Origin of the sequence: Pseudomonas sp. CFBP 8770 (assembly GCF_014841705.1) — a bacterium.
Taxonomy (GTDB): domain Bacteria; phylum Pseudomonadota; class Gammaproteobacteria; order Pseudomonadales; family Pseudomonadaceae; genus Aquipseudomonas.
On sequence record NZ_JACYUL010000001.1, the window covers coordinates 859,486 to 878,574 of the forward strand.

General features: G+C 62.8%; 14 protein-coding genes and 1 other RNA gene. 13 read left to right on the plus strand and 2 right to left on the minus strand.

Going from position 1 to position 19,089, the window contains the following annotated elements:
- The first annotated feature begins 72 nt into the window (after positions 1-72).
- Together ligA and IFT98_RS03825 are read left to right on the plus strand one after the other, a co-directional pair.
- Positions 73-2,415, plus strand: coding sequence for an NAD-dependent DNA ligase LigA (gene ligA / locus IFT98_RS03820; RefSeq protein ID WP_192047251.1), 2,343 nt, complete (start codon positions 73-75; stop codon positions 2,413-2,415).
- A 621-nt stretch (positions 2,416-3,036) separates the two neighbouring features.
- The gene (locus IFT98_RS03825; RefSeq protein WP_192047250.1) at positions 3,037-4,203 is read left to right on the plus strand and encodes a zinc-binding metallopeptidase family protein; all 1,167 of its coding nucleotides are present in this window, start codon (positions 3,037-3,039) and stop codon (positions 4,201-4,203) included.
- A 353-nt stretch (positions 4,204-4,556) separates the two neighbouring features.
- On the opposite strand, the gene IFT98_RS03830 is transcribed toward IFT98_RS03825, so the two are convergent.
- On the minus strand, positions 4,557-5,063 hold the full coding sequence (locus tag IFT98_RS03830) for an N-acetyltransferase family protein (RefSeq protein WP_446730804.1): 507 nt from the start codon (positions 5,061-5,063) through the stop codon (positions 4,557-4,559).
- A gap of 202 nt (positions 5,064-5,265) precedes the next feature.
- Here IFT98_RS03830 and ffs point away from each other — a divergent pair.
- From ffs to IFT98_RS03865, 7 genes are all read left to right on the plus strand, one after another.
- Positions 5,266-5,362: signal recognition particle sRNA small type (ffs, locus tag IFT98_RS03835), an RNA gene on the plus strand.
- Positions 5,363-5,686: 324 nt separating this feature from the next.
- Entirely contained in the window at positions 5,687-6,664 is a 978-nt protein-coding gene (locus tag IFT98_RS03840; RefSeq protein ID WP_192047249.1) for a trypsin-like serine peptidase, read from the plus strand.
- 184 nt (positions 6,665-6,848) lie between these two features.
- Positions 6,849-9,191 carry a DNA polymerase III subunit gamma/tau gene (gene dnaX / locus IFT98_RS03845; protein ID WP_192047248.1) on the plus strand — a complete coding sequence of 781 codons (2,343 nt, stop codon included), beginning with the start codon at positions 6,849-6,851 and terminating at the stop codon, positions 9,189-9,191.
- 75 nt (positions 9,192-9,266) lie between these two features.
- Positions 9,267-9,593: a YbaB/EbfC family nucleoid-associated protein gene (locus IFT98_RS03850; protein WP_192047247.1), complete on the plus strand. Its 327-nt coding sequence runs from the start codon at positions 9,267-9,269 to the stop codon at positions 9,591-9,593.
- Positions 9,594-9,980: 387 nt separating this feature from the next.
- Complete coding sequence (locus tag IFT98_RS03855; RefSeq protein ID WP_192047246.1) at positions 9,981-11,015, plus strand: NADP-dependent oxidoreductase; 1,035 nt, start codon at positions 9,981-9,983, stop codon at positions 11,013-11,015.
- A gap of 65 nt (positions 11,016-11,080) precedes the next feature.
- Complete coding sequence (gene recR / locus IFT98_RS03860; RefSeq protein ID WP_192047245.1) at positions 11,081-11,683, plus strand: recombination mediator RecR; 603 nt, start codon at positions 11,081-11,083, stop codon at positions 11,681-11,683.
- Between the two features lie 634 nt (positions 11,684-12,317).
- Positions 12,318-13,196 (plus strand): PhzF family phenazine biosynthesis protein, encoded by an 879-nt coding sequence (locus IFT98_RS03865; RefSeq protein ID WP_192047244.1) that lies wholly within the window; start codon positions 12,318-12,320, stop codon positions 13,194-13,196.
- A gap of 16 nt (positions 13,197-13,212) precedes the next feature.
- Here the strand turns inward: IFT98_RS03865 and IFT98_RS03870 are convergent, their stop codons facing one another.
- Positions 13,213-13,542: a YceK/YidQ family lipoprotein gene (locus tag IFT98_RS03870; protein WP_192047243.1), complete on the minus strand. Its 330-nt coding sequence runs from the start codon at positions 13,540-13,542 to the stop codon at positions 13,213-13,215.
- 372 nt (positions 13,543-13,914) lie between these two features.
- Between IFT98_RS03870 and rfbB the strand changes: the two genes are divergently transcribed.
- From rfbB to IFT98_RS03890, 4 genes are all read left to right on the plus strand, one after another.
- Positions 13,915-14,985: a dTDP-glucose 4,6-dehydratase gene (rfbB, locus tag IFT98_RS03875; protein ID WP_122714224.1), complete on the plus strand. Its 1,071-nt coding sequence runs from the start codon at positions 13,915-13,917 to the stop codon at positions 14,983-14,985.
- A complete protein-coding gene (gene rfbD, locus IFT98_RS03880; RefSeq protein ID WP_192047242.1) occupies positions 14,982-15,881 on the plus strand; it encodes a dTDP-4-dehydrorhamnose reductase in 900 nt (299 codons plus the stop codon). Before rfbB ends, rfbD begins: the two co-directional genes overlap by 4 nt.
- A 257-nt stretch (positions 15,882-16,138) precedes the next feature.
- Positions 16,139-17,584, plus strand: coding sequence for a mannose-1-phosphate guanylyltransferase/mannose-6-phosphate isomerase (locus tag IFT98_RS03885; protein ID WP_122478398.1), 1,446 nt, complete (start codon positions 16,139-16,141; stop codon positions 17,582-17,584).
- Between the two features lie 141 nt (positions 17,585-17,725).
- The gene (locus IFT98_RS03890; RefSeq protein ID WP_192047241.1) at positions 17,726-19,087 is read left to right on the plus strand and encodes a phosphomannomutase; all 1,362 of its coding nucleotides are present in this window, start codon (positions 17,726-17,728) and stop codon (positions 19,085-19,087) included.
- Positions 19,088-19,089: the final 2 nt, after the last annotated feature.

Sequence of the window (19,089 nt, forward strand, 5' to 3'; positions counted from 1 at the left end):
AGCGCCGCCGAACCCCCAGATCCAACCCGAGAGCAGCCCAGGCTGCTCTTTTGCTTCAAGCGAGAACCGATCATGACCGACGCCACCCGTATCCTCGAACTGCGTGCCGAACTCGACCAGCACAACTACCGCTACCACGTGCTCGACGAACCCAGCATTCCCGACGCTGAATACGACCGTCTGTTCCATGAACTGAAAGCGCTCGAAGCCGCCCATCCCGAGTTGGTCACCCCCGATTCGCCCACGCAGCGCGTCGGCAACGCTGCACTGACCGCGTTTTCCCAGGTACGCCACGAAATCCCCATGCTCAGCCTGGGCAACGCCTTCGAAGAAGTCGACCTGCGTGAATTCGACCGCCGCGTCACCGAAGGCCTCGACCTGCCCACCGGCGACCTGTTCGGCAGCGGCGCGGCCATCCACTACAGTTGCGAACCCAAGCTCGACGGCCTGGCCGTCTCCCTGCTGTACCAGGACGGCGCCCTGGTTCGCGGCGCCACCCGCGGTGACGGCACCACCGGTGAAGACATCAGCGTCAACGTGCGCACCATCCGCAACATCCCGCTCAAGCTGCACGGCAGCGGCTGGCCACCGGTGCTGGAGGTGCGCGGCGAGGTGTACATGTCCAAGGCCGGCTTCGAGCGGCTCAACGCCAGCCAGATGGAAGTCGGCGGCAAGACCTTCGCCAACCCGCGCAACGCTGCGGCCGGCAGCCTGCGTCAGCTCGACTCGAAGATCACCGCCAGCCGTCCCCTGGAATTCTGCTGCTACGGCATCGGTCAGGTGACAGAAGACATTGCCACCACCCACACCGGCAACCTCGAACAGCTCAAACAGTGGGGCATGCCGATCAGTCGCGAGCTCAAGGTCGCGGAAAACATCGAGCAGTGCCTGGAGTACTACCACGACATCGGCGCCCGCCGGACCCAGTTGCCCTATGAAATCGACGGTGTGGTGTTCAAGGTCAACAGCGTGGCCTCCCAGCGCGAGCTGGGCTTTCGCGCGCGCGAGCCACGCTGGGCCATTGCCCACAAGTTTCCGGCAATGGAAGAGCTCACCGAATTGCTCGACGTAGAATTCCAGGTCGGCCGCACTGGCGCCGTCACGCCCGTGGCGCGGCTCAAGCCGGTCAAGGTGGCGGGCGTCACGGTGGCCAACGCTACCTTGCACAACATGGACGAAGTGGCGCGCCTGGGCCTGATGATCGGCGATACCGTGATCATCCGTCGTGCCGGTGACGTCATCCCCCAGGTCATGCAGGTGGTGGTCGAGCGCCGGCCGGACAACGCCCGTGCGGTTCAGGTACCGGAAACCTGTCCGGTGTGTGGTTCCCATGTCGAGCGTACTCAGCTGGTCAAACGCAGCAAGGGCAAGCAGACCGTCAGCGAAGGCGCGGTCTATCGCTGCGTCGGGCGGCTGGCCTGTGGAGCGCAACTCAAGCAGGCGATCATTCACTTCGTCTCGCGGCGGGCGATGGACATCGACGGGCTCGGTGAGAAGAGCGTGGAGCAGTTGGTCGACGAAGGCCTGGTCAGTTCGCCCGCCGACCTCTACACGCTGCAGTTCGACGACGTGGTCAAGCTGGACGGCTTCGCCGAGGTGTCCAGCAACAAACTGCTCGAGGCCATCGCCGACAGCAAGCAGCCGAGCCTGGCACGCTTCATCTATGCCTTGGGCATCCCTGATGTGGGCGAGGAGACGGCCAAGGTGCTGGCGCGCTCACTGGGCTCGCTACAGCGCGTCAGCGAAGCGCTGCCGCAGGTGCTGACTTATCTGCCGGACGTCGGCCTGGAAGTGGCCTTCGAGATCCACAGCTTCTTCGAAGATCCGCACAACCGCAGCGTCATCCAGCAATTGCTCGAGCGCGGCCTGCAGTTGCAGGAGGAGGGCGACGTACACCCCGAGTACGCCGCCAGCACCACCCTGGCCGGGATGATCGCCAAGCTGGAGATCAATTCGGTAGGGCCGACCGGTGCCGAGAAGCTGGTGGCCAAGCTGGGCAGCCTGGACCAAATCATCGCCGCCGACGGCATCGACCTGCGCCAGGCGCTCAACGCCCGGCAAGCGGAAGCGGTGCGCGAGTACTTCAAGGAGTCTCGCAACGCCGAGATGGCCAAGGCTGTGGAAGCGCAGTTGCAAGCCTTCGGCATGCACTGGGCAAGCGAGAAAAAGGTCGTCGAAGGCCTGCCGCTGGCAGGGCAGACGTGGGTACTGACCGGCTCGCTGGAGCAGATGAGCCGCGACGAAGCCAAACAGAAGCTCGAAACCCTGGGCGCCAAGGTCTCCGGCTCGGTTTCCGCCAAGACCCACACCGTCGTGGCAGGCCCCGGCGCCGGCTCCAAACTGGCCAAGGCCAGCGAACTGGGCATAAAAGTCCTCGACGAAGAGCAGTTCCTGAAGTTTCTCGCCGACATGTAACATCATGACGTGGAGCACCCCTGGTTCCCCCCCAAACTGCGGTGCACCCTAGCAATCAAAGCTCAAGGTCCACCCCCTGCCATAGGAGTTCCCCCTGTGGGAGCGGTCCTCGGCCGCGAAAAGAACACCGCGGTCCATCAGACAAACCGCATATCACCCTTCGCGGCCACCGACCGCTCCCACAGCCCATCCGATCCTCCCCCTCCTGTGGGAGCGGTCCTCGGCCGCGAAAAGAACACCGCGGTCCATCAGACAAACCGCACCGCACCCTTCGCGGCCATCGACCGCTCCCACAGCCCATCCGATCCCACCCCTCCTGTGGGAGCGGTCATCGGCCGCGAAAAGAACACCGCGGGCCATCAGACAAGCCGCATATCATCCTTCGCGGCTACCGACCGCTCCTAAAGCCCATGCGATCCTCGTCCCCTGTAGCAGCGGCGCGAGCCGCGTCCGGGTCTACCGCGTTCATTCAGACGGACTGCAGCCACCCCCGACGCGGCTCGCACCGCTGCTACACGACCTTCTTCAACCTCCCATCCGCATTTCCACCCAACCTCCACCGCAAATGAAACCTTTGCCACACCCGCAAGCTCTAGTCATGGCAGGCCACCGGAGATCGCCATGTATCGTTTTTTCGAACAACTCAGCACCCGAATCACCGCCCCATTCGCCAAACCGGAAAATCGTCACAGCAAGGTCTGGGAATGCACCTGCGGACAGTCGATCTTCTTCCGCAACAGTCAGTGCCTGGCGTGCAATGCCTTGCTCGGTTTCTGGCCGGCCAAGAATGTCTTGTCCACCCTCGACGCCGGTCCCGAAGCAGGCAGCTGGCGCCTGCATGCCGTGCCCGACGCAGGCCTGTTCCGCCGCTGCGCCAACCTCGACACCCCCGCAGCGTGCAACTGGCTGGTGCCGGCAGAGAAGGGGCCCGCAGCCCTGTGCACCGCCTGCAACCTGAACCGGACCATCCCCGACCTGAGCGTTCCGGAAAACCCGGAGCATTGGCGCAAGGTCGAAACGGCCAAGCGCCGCCTGGTCGCACAACTGATCAACCTCGGCCTGCCGGTCATCGCCAAGACCGAAGACGAAGCCACCGGCCTGGCGTTCGACTTCATCGGCACCGACCTCAACGGCAACGCGCCGACCACTGGCCACGCCAATGGCCTGGTCACCCTGGATATCAAGGAAGCCGACGACGCCCATCGGGAAAAGGTCCGCGTGCAGATGCGCGAACCGTACCGCACGCTGCTCGGACACTTCCGGCACGAAGTAGGGCACTACTACTGGGACCGGCTGATCGCCGACACCCACTGGGTGGCCGACTACCGCCGCCTGTTCGGCGATGAAAGCCAAAGCTACGCCGACGCGCTGCAGCGCCATTACGACCAGGGCGCACCGGCCGATTGGCAGCAGAACTTCGTCAGTGCCTACGCCACCATGCACCCATGGGAAGACTGGGCGGAAACCTGGGCCCACTACCTGCACATGATGGACGCGGTGGACACTGCGCTGGGCTTCGGCATGAGCGCCAAGGAAATGGACCTCGACTACACGCCGTTCCCCCTGGCCACCCTGTACGATCCGGACCACACCAGCGGCCCGGCATTCCTCGCGTTCGTCAACGCCTGGATCGAACTGGCCGGCATGCTCAACGAACTCTCACGCGCCATGGGCCAGCCCGACTTCTACCCCTTCGTGCTGCCACCGGCCGTGATCGCCAAACTGCACTTCATCCACGTCGTCGTCCAGGAAGCCGGCGGCCGCGCCGACGACGTCCTGCAGGTGTGACGCAACTGCCGATGCCCGCCACCCCTTGTGGGAGCGGGCTCTGCCCGCGAAGAGGCCCGCACATTCACCACCTGATCTGGAATATGCATCGCCCATTCAGACGCCTTCGCGGGCAGAGCCCGCTCCCACAATTGCCTGCGACACTACGCTCCCAGGCATCACCCATGATCCCCTGTGGGAGCGGGCTCTGCCCGCGAAGAGGCCCGAACATTCACCACCTGATCCGAAAAGTGCATCGCCCATTCATACGCCTTCGCGGGCAGAGCCCGCTCCCACAATGTTCTGCGACAGCCACACTGGCCTGCGACACCCATCCTAGGGGCGCGGCGCTGTCACCAGGAAATCCGCTGCCTCTACAGCGCCAGCACATACCTGCGCTCATAACCAATCCGCCCACGGTACGCTTGACCGCGATCCACCCATCCCAGCGCCTTGTACAACCCAATGCCCGCCGCATTGTCAGCATCCACTGACAACTCCAGTTGCTGCACCCCAGGCCACGCCGCGCGCGCAGCAGCGGGCAAGCCTTCCAGGCAGGCCCGCCCCAATCCACGTCCCTGCATCCGCCGATCCACCTGCAATGCATGCAAGGTCGCCGCCTTCGGGTGCGCCCATTCCGGCACGAATCGCCCGTGTTTGAGCAGCAGAAACCCTTTCGGCACCTCATTCACCAGCAGCGCGAAACCTCGGATCTCACCGTCGGTGCAACCCAGCAGCGTATAAAGCGCCATGTCCACATCCCCGGAATACTGCTTCTGCTCCGGACGAATCTCGATCTCTATCAATTGCTCCAACTGAACAGACGATAACTCGGGGTAGGGCGTCAGAACCTTCATCGCAAGCAACCAGGCAGGGGACATGTCGCGACGTTATCAATTCACATCGCGGCTGTCGCTTGTCTTGCGCGCAAGCGATCTGCGCCTGCCCTGGAGTGTACAAAGCCGCCCACGCCAAGTCCCTGACAGCCCTCGAAATTTTATCTCGCGCAACGGGTTGTAACTTCCGTCAGGACCGGTACAATGGCCCCCGCTCGCTACCAAGCGAGTGTCGTTATGGTGACCCTGCCGGTCCCCCCGCAACGATTACCCGTGAACCTGGTCAGAGCCGGAAGGCAGCAGCCACAGCGGGAACATTGTGTGCCGGGGTGTGGCTGGTAGGGTTGCCACCTGTTTTCGCATCATCCCCTCGATTCATCCGCGACATCGCAATGCACCCTTCAGCCGTAACCCAATCGCTCCCGCACTCATTTTTCAAACCCTGAATTCTTGCTTCTGCACGCCGTTCATCTGAACGGAAATATACTTGTTCGGGTCCGTGAAAGGTCGTATTCAACTCACCCTCGCAATGCATTCCATATCAGGCGCTTAGCGTGATTCGAGGGCGCCAATCTGCCACCGACCGGCGACTTCATGCTTCGTGTGGTCCATTCGTTTTCCGATACAGCTTCTACCCTAGCTGAAAGTCATCATGGGGGAGTTGCATCATGATTTTGCTTCGTTCGCTCGATCTTCCATCGCGCAAAAGCGCTTTGCTATTGCTGATATTGGCCAGTAGTTCCTGTGCCAACACAAGCTTCATAGTCGAGTTGCCCGCCGTGGGCAGCACCAAACAGGACCCCGAACAGGTACTGCGTTATTGGACGCCTGAGCGCATGCGCAATGCCGCGCACATCCAGGATCCTGCCGATCTCACTCCTTTCGAGCCGCCGCTGGGGGGAGATGACAAGGGTTACCTCAAGATGGGCAGTCCTTATGTCAACAATATGGAGTCGCGGGTAACGGGCATTTTGTTCTATCACAATGCCAGGATGAACGCGGATACGCATTGCTCGGCGTCCGTCCTTCAATCCAGTACGCGTAGCCTCATCATAACGGCGGCCCACTGCACGATTTTTCCGAACCCCGGAGGAGAAACCTTCTCGCGGCATATGCTGTTCGTGCCGGCCTACGATGGGTCGCCAGGTCGAAATATTGCTGAGATGGCCCCTTACGGATTTTGGCCCGTCAGTCGCGCCTACGTGAGCGAGAATGTGGCGCAAAACCCGATAATCATCATCGGTTCGCAGTTCGACTTGTCAGTGGCGTCTGTGCATCCCAATGGGGAGGGTCGCCGACTGCAGGAAGTGGTGGGCAGCGCGCTGCAACCTGTCATCTCCGAGAGCGAGAGTTTTCCGAACGCTTTGACGGTCGGCTATCCCTCGGCGGACTACGGAGGGCAGAGCCAGTACTATTGCAAGACCGCGCTAAACAACCTGCCCTATGGAGTCGGTGGGAGGAATGCTGAAGCTGGTAGCTTGGGCGCCTCCAATTGCGGAGTGACGGGTGGCCATAGCGGTGGGCCAATCATCGTGGAGCAGGGCGTGGTCGGGGTGGTGCATGGGGGCGACCATACCAGGCTTCGTCCAAGCACTTACCCTGCCCAGGTCGCCGCTGCGGAAGCTGACTTTCCCTTGCCTCGATGAAAGTTTGCGTAGCAGATTTCAACGTTAGCTGCCTTGGTAGGTACGGTCTGCAACGATGCCAGCGCAGGCATGCACAGCGCCCGGTTTTCCAGTGAAGCATGTAATAGAGCAGGGCACGGATGCAATTTCGGCCCTGCTCCATTAGCATTGGCGGTCTTCCGCTTTCATGTCGCGACGGTTTTCGATGAGTTATCAGGTTCTTGCACGTAAATGGCGTCCGCGCTCGTTCCGCGAAATGGTCGGCCAGACCCATGTGCTCAAGGCATTGATCAATGCGCTGGACAACCAGCGCCTGCATCATGCCTACCTGTTTACCGGTACCCGAGGGGTGGGCAAGACCACCATCGCGCGGATCATTGCCAAGTGTCTCAACTGCGAGACGGGCATCACGTCAACGCCGTGCGGTGAATGCTCGGTCTGCCGCGAGATCGACGAAGGTCGCTTCGTCGATCTGATCGAGATCGATGCCGCCAGCCGTACCAAGGTCGAAGACACGCGCGAGCTGCTCGACAACGTGCAGTACGCACCCAGCCGCGGGCGCTTCAAGGTTTACCTGATCGACGAAGTGCACATGCTGTCCACGCACTCGTTCAACGCGTTGCTGAAGACGCTGGAAGAGCCGCCGCCCTACGTCAAGTTCATTCTGGCCACCACCGATCCGCAGAAGTTGCCGGCGACCATTCTGTCGCGCTGTCTGCAATTCTCGTTGAAGAACATGACGCCGGGGCGGGTGGTCGAGCACTTGAGCCATGTGCTGGGTGTCGAGAACGTACCCTTCGAGGACGACGCGCTGTGGTTGCTCGGCCGCGCCGCCGATGGCTCGATGCGCGACGCCATGAGCCTGACCGACCAGGCCATCGCGTTCGGTGAAGGGAAGGTGCTGGCAGCCGATGTTCGGGCGATGTTGGGTACCTTGGATCATGGCCAGGTATATGGCGTGTTGGAAGCGTTGCTCGAAGGTGACGCCCGCGGGGTGCTCGAGGCTGTGCGCCATCTGGCGGAGCAGGGCCCGGACTGGAATGGCGTGCTGGCTGAAATACTCAACGTGCTGCACCGCGTAGCCATCGCCCAGGCGCTGCCCGAGGCGGTGGACAACGGCCAGGGTGACCGCGACCGGGTGTTGGCGCTGGCGCAGGCGCTGCCGGCCGAAGATGTGCAGTTCTATTATCAGATGGGCCTGATCGGCCGTCGTGACCTGCCATTGGCTCCGGAGCTGCGTGGGGGTTTCGAGATGGTGCTGCTGCGCATGCTCGCGTTTCGCCCCGCAGGCAGCAGCGACGGACCCAGTAACCCGCTAAAGACAGTGGGGATCAGCCCAGCCACAGTTGATTCCACCCAACCCGTGGCAGCTCCAACCCCCGTAGGCGCGGTCAGCGGCCGCGAAGGCCCCACCGCAGATACCCAGACAGACCGCGCCGCGCCCTTCGCGGCCACGGACCGCTCCCACGAGATGCCCGCCGCCGTGAGCCCACCCGTGGGAGCGGTCATCGGCCGCGAAGGCCACACCGCAGATACCCAGACAGACCGCGCCGCGCCCTTCGCGGCCACGGACCGCTCCCACGAGATGCCCGCCGCCGTGAGCCCACCCGTGGGAGCGGTCATCGGCCGCGAAAGCCCCACTGCAGATACCCAGACAGACCGCGTCGTGCCCTTCGCGGCCACGGACCGCTCCCGCGAGGTGCCCGCAGCCGTGAGCCCGCCCGTGGGAGCGGTCAGCGGCCGCGAAGAATCCCCCGCGCATTCCCAGACAACCCCCGATCCCGTTATCGATCTACCCTGGAACGACCCGGTAGAGCCCGCGACTGCGCCTACCCAGGAACCGATCCTGGATGTCGTCGCCGAGCAGCCCGCATTGACTCGTATGCCGGCGCCCACGCCCGCCACCGCCGTGCCGGACGCGCCGGAAACCCAGCCAGCCCCGCCTGCCGACGATGCCGAGCCCGCCGATTACACACCAGCCGGCATGGATCGCGACGACGAGCCACCGCTGGACGAGGACTATTACGCCCCGGAAACCGACGGTGCCGCCTACAGCTACCTCGACGAACTGGCCAGTGAAACCGTCCACGACACGCCTGTCGAAGCCGAGCCCGAAGTGCTGCCTGCCGCACAGCCAGCGAGCGGTCTGGCCCTGCAATGGCTCGAGCTGTTTCCGAAGTTGCCGATCTCGGGCATGACCGGCAGCATCGCCGCCAACTGCACCTTGATCGCGGTGGAGGGCGACGACTGGCTGCTGCACCTGGACCCTGCGCACAGCGCACTGTTCAACAGCACCCAGCAGCGCCGCCTGAACGACGCGCTGAACCAGTACCATCAGCGCACGCTCAACCTGACCATCGAGCTGATCCGTCCGGAACAGGAAACCCCGGCCCAGGCCGCCGCGCGCTGGCGTGCGAATCGCCAGGCCGATGCCGAGCAGTCGATTCAGCAAGACCCGTACATTCAACAAATGCTGCAACAGTTTGGTGCCATCATTCGCGACGATACGATTGAACCAGTCGAAGCGGTGACCAGCCCAACGCGTTAAGCGCTCTTACCCAAGCCCGCGCAGGATGCCTTTGGCACTGCGCGGTCATACCCATTGACCTTTGAGGTGAACCCCATGATGAAAGGTGGCATGGCTGGTCTGATGAAGCAGGCCCAGCAGATGCAGGAAAAAATGGCCCAGATGCAGGAAGAGCTGGCAAAGGCCGAAGTGACTGGCCAATCGGGCGCAGGCCTGGTGAGTGTGGTGATGACCGGTCGCCATGACGTCAAGCGCGTGAGCCTGGACGACAGCCTGATGCAGGAAGACAAGGACGTGCTGGAAGATCTGATTGCCGCCGCCGTCAACGACGCCGTGCGAAAGATCGAGGCCAGCAGCCAGGACAAGATGTCCGGCATGACCTCCGGCATGCAACTGCCCCCCGGCTTCAAGATGCCGTTCTAAACCCCAAATGCCAGGCCCTCAGCCTGGCATTTTTGTATCTGAGTAACCCCCTTGTGGGAGCGGTCATCGGCCGCGAAAGCCACACCGCGGTCTACCAGACACACCGCGTGCCCCTTTCGCGGCCACAGACCGCTCCCACAGTTCGCCCGCGCAATCCAATTGCCCTTGTGGGAGCGGTCATCGGCCGCGAAAGCCACACCGCGGTCTACCAGACACACCGCGTGCGCCCTTCGCGGCCACAGGCCGCTCCCACAGGTTGCCCGCGTAATCCAGGTGCCCTGTGGGCCGCGAAAGCCATCGCCGTCTGTTAGCCGAGCACCCAGTTGAACATCCCGCCACCCCATGCTGTCCTTTTCCTATAGCCACTTGCTGAAGGAATACCCCGCAATGTCCCAAGACCTGACCCTCAACCAGCGCTTCGTTCTTGCTTCCCGCCCGACCGGGGCGCCGACGCCGGAGAATTTCCGCCTCGAGCGCGAGGCGTTGCCGGATCTCGAAGACGGGCAAGTCCTGCTGCGTACGCTGTACCTGTCCTTGGACCCCTACATGCGCGGCCGCATGAGCGACGCGCCGTCCTACGCCGCACCGGTGGAAATCGACGAAGTCATGACCGGCGGCACCGTCAGCCGCGTGGAGACCTCCAAGCACCCCAAATTCCGCGAAGGCGATCTGGTCGTCGGCATGACCGGCTGGCAGACCCACTGCATCTCCGACGGCAGCAACCTCACCCCGCTGCCTGCCGGTATCCCCAGCCCCTCCATGGCACTCGGTGTTCTGGGCATGCCCGGCATGACTGCCTACATGGGCCTGACCCACATCGGCCAGCCCAAGGAAGGTGAAACCCTGGTCGTCGCAGCAGCTTCCGGCGCAGTCGGATCGGTAGTAGGGCAGGTGGGCAAGATCAAAGGCCTGAAAGTCGTCGGCATTGCTGGCGGACCGGAAAAATGCCGCTACGTCGTCGAAGAGCTAGGCTTCGATGCCTGCGTCGACCACAAAAGCGAAACCTTCGCCGACGATTTGGCCAAAGCTTGCGACAAGGGCATCGACATCTACTTCGAAAACGTCGGTGGCAAGGTCTTCGACGCCGTCATGCCGTTGCTCAACGCCCGCGCACGCATCCCGGTGTGCGGCCTGATCGCCGGCTACAACGCCACCGATCTGCCCGAAGGCCCAGACCGCTTCGCGCTGTTGCCGCGCACCTTGCTTACCAAGCGCATCCGCATGCAGGGCTTCATCGTGTTCGACGACTTCGGCGATCGCCATGCTGAATTCTTCTCCGCCATGGTGCCGTGGGTCCGTGACGGCAAGATCAAGTTCCGCGAGGACGTGGTCGACGGGCTGGAGCATGCGCCGGAGGCGTTCATCGGCCTGCTGCAAGGGCATAACTTCGGCAAGCTGGTGGTCAAGGTTTCCGACGTCTGAGCATTTGACGTGGTCCGGAGGCGCGGGTATAAACCGCGTCTCGTCGTTACGTCAGGCCGCCTTCCATGAGCTTCAGCCCACTGATCCGTCAACTGATCGACAGCCTGCGCACCTTGCCCGGCGTCGGTCAGAAATCCGCCCAGCGCATGGCCCTGCAGCTGCTCGAGCGCGACCGCAGCGGCGGCAGTCGCCTCGCCCAGGCTCTGAGTCAGGCCATGGAAGGCGTAGGCCATTGCCGCCAGTGCCGCACCCTCACCGAAGAAGAACTTTGCCCGCAATGCGGTGATCCGCGTCGCGACGATACGCTGCTGTGCGTGGTGGAAGGGCCGATGGACGTCTATGCTGTTGAACAGACCGGATATCGTGGGCGGTATTTTGTGCTCAAGGGGCACTTGTCGCCTCTCGATGGCCTGGGTCCAGAGGCGATCGGCATTCCGCAATTGATGACCCGTATAGACGAGCAGGGCTCCTTCGTAGAAGTCATCCTGGCCACCAACCCGACCGTCGAAGGCGAAGCCACTGCCCATTACATCGCCCAGTTGTTGGCGAAGAAAGGCCTGGTGGCTTCACGCATCGCCCACGGTGTGCCCTTGGGTGGCGAGCTGGAGCTGGTCGACGGCGGCACCTTGGCCCATTCCTTCGCCGGCCGCAGACCTATCACCCTATAACCAACCCACACACCCCTGTAGCAGCGGCGCAAGCCGCGTCGGCGGCACACGCAGTAGGCCGGAAAAATCGCGGTGCCCCCGGACGCGGCTCGCGCCGCTGCTACAGAAAACATGCGAACCTGTGCCCCAAATCCCTGTAGCAGTGGCGCAAGCCGCGTCGGCGGTACACGCAGTAGGTCGGAAGAATCACGGTGCCCCCGGACGCGGCTCGCGCCGCTGCTACAGAAAACATGCGAACCTGTGCCACACACCCCTGTAGCAGCGGCGCAAGCCGCGTCGGCGGCACACCCGGGGGGTCGGAACAAACGCGGCGCTGCCGGACGCGGCTCGCGCCGCTGCTACAGAAAACATGCGAACCTGCGCCATACACCCCTGTAGCAGCGGCGCAAGCCGCGTCGGCGGTACACGCAGCAGGCCGGAAAAATTGCGGTGCCCCCGGACGCGGCTCGCGCCGCTGCTACAGAAAACATGCGAACCTGTGCCACAAATCCCTGTAGCAGCGGCGCAAGCCGCGTCGGCGGTACACGCAGCAGGCCGGAAAAATTGCGGTGCCCCCGGACGCGGCTCGCGCCGCTGCTACAGAAAACATGCGAACCTGTGCTACGTCTCCATACATCCATTTCCAGGGCCGACCATGCACCGCCTAGCGTTCAAGCAAGTCGATGTCTTCACCACCCAGCGCTTCAAGGGTAATCCGCTGGCGGTCATCCTGCAGGCCGAAAGCCTGACGCGCGAACAGATGCAAGAAATCGCCCACTGGAACAACCTCTCCGAAACCACCTTCGTGCTGCCCGCCACTCGCCCTGAAGCGGACTACCGCGTACGCATCTTTACCCCCAATTCGGAACTGCCGTTCGCCGGCCACGCCACCATCGGCAGCGCCCACGCCTTGATCGAAGCCGGGCTGATCGAGCCGCGCAACGGCCGACTGGTGCAGGAGTGCCCCTCGGGCCTGATCGACCTCGACGTCGTCCGCCAGCCCGATGGTTCACGACTGATCACCTTCGAATTGCCGCCTGCGACCATCCAGCCGGTCAACGACAGCGATCATCGCGAACTGCAGGCCGTGTTGGGAGTGAGCGTTGTACGCGACCGCCGGCCGTGCTTCGTGACCGTCGGCCCGCGCTGGCTGGTGGTGCAACTGCGCGACGCACAAACCGTGCTGGCGGTCATCCCCGACCTCGCACGCATGGCCATAAACGACCATCGCACCAGCACTACCGGCGTGGTGATCTTCGGCCCGCACCCCGAGGGCAGCAACGAGCACATAGAAGTCCGCACCTTCGCGCCCACCTGCGGCATTACAGAAGATGCAGCCTGCGGCAGCGGTGGCGGGGCGGTTGCTGCGTTCATTCGCGCCACCGGCCAGACTGCCTCGCTGGGGTCGCAGCTGCGAGTGGCCCAGGGTGCTGCGCTGGGTCGCGCCGGCAAGATGCAGCTGTCGATCACCGACCACTCGATCAAGGTCACCGGCGCCTCAGTCACCTGCCTCGACGGCTTCCTTAACCCATAGCCCGCCAGGGCGGCCGTCAGCGACCCACGACCTCGATCCCGCCATCGTTGTGTTGCCGGTACAGCGTGTAGGGCAGCATCAGCGTGTCGAAGATGGCCGAAATGCCGATGTCCACTGCCACGAAACCCATCTGCGGCCCGGGTCTCGACCGACCGGGAGGCGGCTCCTTGCCGTGCAGCAGGCAAAAGTCATAGACCACGCCGCTGTACACCCGCGGCACAGCGCCGCAGAACGACTCGGCCTCCTTCAGATTGTCGCTGGTCACTGCATCGTCGCGGAACACCGTATTGATGGTGCCGCAACCGGCGAGCAATCCCGCAACCACCAGGCCTATCAACGCTTTCATGTCTGCCACTCCGTGTGTGAGGTCGGCACTATAAACGCTTCTGCCCATGAAATTGGCCATGCGCCAGGTGTGCCTTTCGTCAGATGAAAGGAACTGTCATTTACGAAAATGCGAAATGCGTTGTCCATTGCCTCGCTGAAGCAGATGAGCACAGCTGGATCTGTGCTGCGGGAGGCTATGGTTACCTCTCGTAACATCTTTTTTTGCAGTGTGTTCAACGGGCGTTACAACCCTGGCTATTGGGCTGTATGTCCCGTAGGGACAGGCGTTGGGTGGTTTGGTATCATCCGGCCTTTGAACATTCTGCATGCGTCACGCGCGCCCTGAATCGATCCAGCGCGTCTCTTCTTTAACTCGATGGTGTTGTTTAACGTGAAAATCCTCGTAACCGGTGGTGCAGGTTTCATTGGCTCGGCAGTCATTCGTCATATCCTCGCGAATACCGACGATGCCGTGGTCAATGTCGACAAATTGACCTACGCCGGTAATCTGGATTCGCTCATGGGCAGCGAGCGCACACCGCGCTACGCCTTCGAGCACGTCGACATCTGCGACCGCGCGCAAATGGATCGGGTGTTCGCCGAGCATCGGCCGGATCTGGTCATGCACCTGGCTGCCGAGTCTCATGTCGATCGTTCGATCACCGGGCCTGCCGCGTTCGTCGAAACCAACGTGATCGGTACCTACACCTTGCTCGAAGCCGCGCGCCAATACTGGTCGCAACTCGACGCCGAGCCCCAGGCCGCCTTCCGCTTCCACCACATCTCCACCGATGAAGTGTATGGCGACCTCGAAGGCCCCGAAGACCTGTTCACCGAAACCACGCCTTACCAGCCCAGCTCGCCGTATTCCGCGAGCAAGGCCAGCTCCGATCACCTGGTCCGCGCCTGGCAGCGCACCTACGGCCTGCCGACGTTGATCACCAATTGTTCGAACAACTATGGGCCGTGCCATTTCCCGGAAAAACTCATTCCGCTGATCATCCTCAATGCCCTGGAAGGCAAGGCCTTGCCCATATATGGCAAAGGTAATCAAATTCGCGACTGGCTGTATGTCGAAGACCACGCACGTGCGCTGTATCAAGTGGTGACCGAAGGTGAGGTAGGGGAGACCTACAACATCGGCGGTCACAACGAGAAACAGAACATCGAAGTCGTGCACACGGTCTGCGCCTTGCTCGACGAGCTCTGCCCGCAGTCACCCCATCGTCCTCATGCGCATTTGATCACCCACGTACAAGATCGCCCCGGCCATGACGTTCGCTACGCCATCGACGCCAGCAAGATCCAGCGCGAGCTGGGCTGGACGCCGGTGGAAACGTTCGAGTCCGGTATTCGCAAGACCGTGCAGTGGTATCTGGATAATCCCGAATGGGTGAACCGCGTGAAGAGCGGCGCCTACCAGCAATGGATCGATACGAATTATCAAGGGCGTGAACTGTGAAAATATTGCTCCTGGGCAAGAACGGTCAGGTGGGTTGGGAGCTGCAGCGTGCCTTGGCGCCGCTGGGCAAGGTAGTCGCACTGGGCAGGAACATCGATGAAGCCGGTCTCTGCGGAGACCTGGCATCGCTTGAAGGCTTGGCCGAAACGGTGCGGCGCATCGCGCCGAACGTCATCGTCAACGCTGCGGCCTATACCGCCGTGGACAAGGCCGAGAGCGAGAAGGACACCGCCGACCTGATCAATCACCGGGCCAGCGCCGTGCTTGCCCGTGAAGCGCTCGATCTGGACGCCTGGCTGGTGCATTACTCCACCGACTACGTGTTCGACGGCACGGGCGAGAAGCCCTGGCAGGAGAGCGACACCACAGTCCCCGTCAACTACTACGGCGCGAGCAAGCTGGCGGGCGAGGAGGCCATTCGCCAGTCCGGCTGCAAGCACCTGATTTTTCGTACCAGCTGGGTCTACGCAGCCCGTGGCAACAATTTCGCCAAGACGATGCTGCGCCTGGCCAAGGACCGCAAGAGCCTGAGCGTCATCAGCGACCAGATCGGCGCGCCGACCGGCGCCGAGCTGCTGGCCGACGTCGTCGCCCACGCCATTCCCATGGCCGTGGCGAACCCCGACCTGGCCGGCACCTACCACCTCGCCGCCACGGGTGAAACGTCCTGGCACGCCTTCGCCAAGCTGGTCATCGAAAACGCCCGCCGCCAAGGCACCAAGCTGGCCGTGGAAACCATTGAAGCCATCCCCACCAGTGCCTACCCGACACCCGCCCTGCGCCCGCTGAATTCGCGTCTGAACACCACCAAACTGACCGAGCGTTTCGGCCTGACATTGCCGCATTGGGAAGTGGGCGTGAAGCGGATGCTGGCCGAGATCAGCACCAAGCAATGATCGCTGAACTACTGGCCCGGACCGGGTGTCCAAGCGCGAACGATTTGCGCTTGGCCCCGGATTTCCTGATATTCTAGCCGCCACTTCCTTGACTCATCAGCAGCGAGCGGTTTCAGGGGTTTGACGTATATGTTGTCTGCGGCGCAGGGAGCCGCCAGATCTTCGATGCGCAGCGGTGGTTTCCACCCCATGTACAGCTGGTCTACAGATCGATTTTCACAGTGCCGCTACACCGGCAAACAAAGGATCCAATACGCATGAACCTGATCCCCGTTATTCTTTCCGGCGGCGTTGGCAGCCGGTTGTGGCCCGTTTCCCGCGAGGCCCATCCCAAGCCATTCATGGCACTGCCTGACGGCCAGAACCTGATCCAGAAGACCTTCCTGCGCGCCTCCAAGCTCGAAGGCGTGTCCGAAGTGCTGACCGTCACCAACCGCGAACTGCTGTTCAAGACCGAAGACGAATACCGCACCGTCAACAAGACCGGCCACGCCCAGGGCTTCATCCTCGAGCCGTTCGGCCGCAACACCGCCGCCGCCGTCGCCATGGCCGCGCTGCAACTGAACGATTCCCACGGTCCCGACGCGCACATGCTGGTGCTGGCGGCCGACCACCTGATCCAGAACGAAGCCGCGTTCTCCGCCGCCGTCGCCAAGGCTGTCAAGCTGTCGGCCGAAGGCTGGCTGGTCACGTTCGGTATTCAGCCGCAGTACCCTGAAACCGGCTTTGGCTACATCGAAGCCGGCGTCGGCACCGGCCTGGAAGGCACCCTGAAAGTCGCCCGCTTCGTCGAGAAGCCAGACCTGGAAACCGCCAAGGGTTACGTCGCTGCCGGCAACTACTTCTGGAACTCGGGCATGTTCTGCTTCCAGGTCCGCAGCGTCCTCGAAGAACTGAAGAAGCACGCGCCGGACGTTCTTGCCGCCGCTGTTGCCGTGAAGGAAGCCTCGCGCCTGACCGAAGCACCGAACTACCGCTGCCTGGCACTGGACGCTGACGCGTTCGCGCAGGTCCCGGATATTTCGGTCGACTACGCCCTGATGGAGCGCTCGGACAAAGTCGCCACCGTGCCGTGCGACATCGGCTGGAGCGACATCGGTTCGTGGAACGCCGTCAGTGAACTGACCGGCGCCGACGAAAACGGCAACCGTTTCGAAGGCGAAGTGCTTTCGCACAATGCCCGCAACAACTTCGTCCACAGCGAAGACCGCCTGACCGCACTGGTCGGCGTCGAAGACCTGCTGGTCATCGACACCCCGGACGCGCTGATGATCAGCCACAAGGATCACGGCCAGGACGTCAAGCACATCGTCGGCCAGCTCAAGGCCAGCGGCCACCACCTGCACAAGCTGCACCGCACCGTGCACCGTCCGTGGGGCACCTACACCACCCTGGAAGAGGGTGAGCGCTTCAAGATCAAGCGCATCGTGGTCAAGCCCCAGGCGTCGCTGTCGCTGCAGATGCACCATCACCGCAGCGAACACTGGATCGTCGTCAGCGGCATGGCCGTGGTGGTCAACGATGACCGCGAGCTGATGCTCAACACCAACGAGTCGACCTTCATTCGTGCCGGCCACCAGCATCGCCTGAAGAACCCGGGCGTGATCGACCTGGTGCTGATCGAAGTGCAAAGCGGCGACTACCTCGGTGAGGACGACATCGTCCGTTTCGAAGACGTCTACGGCCGCGTTGACAAGGCCTGACCGATAAACCCCGCTTCGGCCTCTGCGCGTGCCTCCAATGCATGCGCAGGGGCCGAACTGCGCTGGTCGTTCGTCAGCGACCGTCCAATCTACCGACGTCCGCGCTCATCGCGCGTCGGCCACATAGAGCGAGCGATTGCCATGTATCCCCCTCTCCAGACCCGTTGCTTCAAGGCCTACGACATTCGTGGCCAAGTCCCTGCCGACCTCAATGACGACATCGCCTACCGGATCGGTCGCGCGCTGGTGTCCGAACTGCACGGCAAGGCCTATGTCGTCGGGCGCGACATGCGCCTGGAAAGCCCAGGCCTGGCCGCGGCTCTCATCAAGGGCCTGACCGAAGCCGGCGCCGACGTGCTCGACCTGGGCCTGTGCGGCACCGAAGAAGTCTACTTCGCCACCAGCCACCTCAAGGCCGATGGCGGCATCATGATCACCGCCAGCCATAACCCCAAGGGTTACAACGGCATGAAGCTAGTGCGCGAGCACTCCAAGCCGATCAGCGGCGACACCGGCCTTGACGCCATTCGTGCCCGCGTTGAAGCCGGCAACTTCGACGACAAGGCCGCCACCGCTGGCCACGTGCGCGAAGTGTTCGACAAGAGCGCCTACATCGAGCACCTGCTGACCTACATCGACGTCAAGTCGCTCAAGCCCCTCAAGGTGCTGGCCGACCCCGGCAACGGCGCCGTCGGCCCGACCATCGAACTGCTCAAGGCCAAGCTGCCGCTGGAACTGATCGTCATCAACGGCGAACCAGACGGCAACTTCCCCAACGGCGTGCCCAACCCGCTGCTCCCGGAAAACCGCGAGCTGACCCGCAAGGCCTTGCTGGAAAACGGCGCCGACATGGGTATCGCCTGGGACGGCGACTTCGACCGCTGCTTCTTCTTCGACGACAAGGGCCGTTTCATCGAGGGCTACTACCTGGTCGGCCTGCTGGCTGAAATGCTGCTGAAGAAGCACCCCGGCAGCAAGATCATCCATGACCCGCGCCTGACCTGGAACACCATCGAACAGGTCGAAGCCGCCGGTGGCGTCGCCATCCAGAGCAAGACCGGCCATGCCTTCATCAAGGAGCGCATGCGCGCCGAAGACGCCGTCTACGGCGGCGAGATGAGCGCCCACCACTATTTCCGCGACTTCGCCTACTGCGACAGCGGCAATATCCCGTGGCTGCTGGTCGCCGAGCTGATGAGCGTCACCGGCAAGACCCTGGCCCAACTGGTGGACGAGCGCATCCAGGCGTTCCCGTGCAGCGGCGAGATCAACTACGAAGTCGCCGACGTCAAAGGCTCGATCGAGAAGATCCTCGCGTTCTACAGCGCGCAGAACCCCAGCGTCGACCGCACCGACGGCATCAGCGTCGAGTTCGCCGACTGGCGCTTCAGCCTGCGGGGCTCGAACACCGAGCCACTGCTGCGCCTGAACGTGGAAAGCCGCGGCAGCGAAGAATTGGTGGCTCAGCGTGTTGCTGAGATTGAGCGTTTGATCAAAGGATAATT